Raw genomic sequence first — 1,699 nt, forward strand, 5'->3', positions numbered from 1 at the left:
GTATCTCGATAATCTGCCCATCTGACTCAATACGAATAAGGATGGTGTAGGGTTTGCGGAACGGGTTCCAGACCATATCCGGGCAGCGGTAAGGCACATCCCACGGAATGCCATCGGCCAGAATGCCGACCACCACAACAGCGGCATAAATATCAGTGCGGTATTTTTCACCCGGCTGAGGAAAATCAAACATGGTTTATTCTCCGCTGTTTAATTCAGACAGACCACACTGCGACAGAAATTCCTGACACAATCCTTTTTTTTCAGCTCTTCGAGCACATAACTAATATCGTCATGGATATAGCTGAATTTCTGCGGAATATAGAGCTGGTGTAAGCCGTTCATTTCCCGCTGCTGTAAATCACCGCCGACAAACTGCGATACCGCACTGGCGCGGTTGAGTTTGTGGTACGCCTCGATGCTCAGGTGAGCAATGGCTGGTTTTTCGTTACCACGACGGGCTGAGACTTTTTTATCAGGGGTTGCGTTAAGCATGCGCCACCTCCGCAACAGGCAGACGGGCGGCAAAGGAAAGAATGTAATCACGGACAAGGGAAAGACGGGCTGTGTGCTCGTCACCGGCGACAGTGCGAAGCATGGAGACGCGGCTGGTACGTTCGTTACGACGAATGGCGGCAAAAACAAAGACGAATTGTGGGTGAGTCGGGGCGAGGATCGAAGCCATAAGGGCAACCTCCTTGAAGTAGTTTGAAAAACTACCACCGGAAACGCCAATTTCACTGGTGGTAGCCCGAACAGGGTTGGCGTAACCGGCCTTCAAGGAAACCGGCCAGCCCGAAGGCTGCCCCGCCCGGACTACCATTATCAGAATAGAGCCCTGGTGTACGGATGAACACCACAGCCCCGAAAATGGGTATGCCTGAGCAACGACATAAAAAAACACGCATGGCGCGTGTCGTGTCGCCTTGAAGTTATTCGGAACGCCAATTCCGGCTGCCGATTTTGCGACAGCGGAAAAACTATAACCGCAAACCTGGAAGGGATGCAAGCCAGGGAAAGGGGCTTTTTGAAAACGGGGCTGGTTCACGCGTTGCTCCCCTGGTTACGTTCGGCGATACGTTCAGCCATCCACACACTGACTTCTGACTGAAGCCAGGCGACATTTTTCCCGCCGAGGGAAACCTGCGCCGGGAACGCGTTACGGGCGATCAAATCGTAGAGGGTGGAGCGGGACAAGCCACATTGGTGGATCACTTCCGGGAGTCGTAAAAATCGCTCGGGTGTCGGAGCTGAAACCGGCATGAGATGCGCGGCTGGCGGGGAAGATGGTGCGGAAAAAGCGGTGTACATAAAGCTACCTTATAACAGTCCATAGAGATCCGGTCGTGTCCGTCCGGCTTCGGGTAGCTCTCTATTTTGTGAATATTTTCTCTGAGATCAACATATGATTTTATGAAAAAAATCATTGACTTATTTCAAAGAAAAAAACTGATAAACACTGGCAGTCGTAGGCAATACGGTGGAACAAAATGGCAAATCAATGATTCCTTATAGTTATATAAGTCCATTAATTTATTTCAAATAAATCTAATGAATATCAAAGCCATCTCGCTGTCGAAAATAATCAGGGTGAACAGTGGTGAACAGACGGTGAACAGTCAGGTCTCGATTGTTCACCCTCTAATATACTGTATTACTTATCTTTTTTTTAAAGGTGAACAGAGTGAATAGTTAATAG

At 49.1% G+C, this 1,699-nt stretch carries 2 protein-coding genes and 2 pseudogenes; all 4 read right to left on the reverse strand.

From position 1 onward, the window contains the following. Positions 1-193, reverse strand: a pseudogene (locus MES37_RS24245) (hypothetical protein); the annotation flags it as partial. Positions 194-196: 3 nt separating this feature from the next. Next, a pseudogene (locus tag MES37_RS24250) lies at positions 197-495 on the reverse strand (Derepression protein). Then, positions 488-1,048 carry a host cell division inhibitor Icd-like protein gene (locus MES37_RS24255; RefSeq protein ID WP_443107985.1) on the reverse strand — a complete coding sequence of 187 codons (561 nt, stop codon included), beginning with the start codon at positions 1,046-1,048 and terminating at the stop codon, positions 488-490. Before MES37_RS24255 ends, MES37_RS24250 begins: the two are co-directional and overlap by 8 nt. Then, entirely contained in the window at positions 1,045-1,311 is a 267-nt protein-coding gene (locus MES37_RS24260; protein ID WP_237932811.1) for a helix-turn-helix transcriptional regulator, read from the reverse strand. Before MES37_RS24260 ends, MES37_RS24255 begins: the two co-directional genes overlap by 4 nt. Between the last annotated feature and the right edge of the window lie 388 nt (positions 1,312-1,699).

The organism is Buttiauxella sp. S19-1 (genome assembly GCF_022134725.1).
GTDB classification, from domain to species: domain Bacteria; phylum Pseudomonadota; class Gammaproteobacteria; order Enterobacterales; family Enterobacteriaceae; genus Buttiauxella; species Buttiauxella ferragutiae.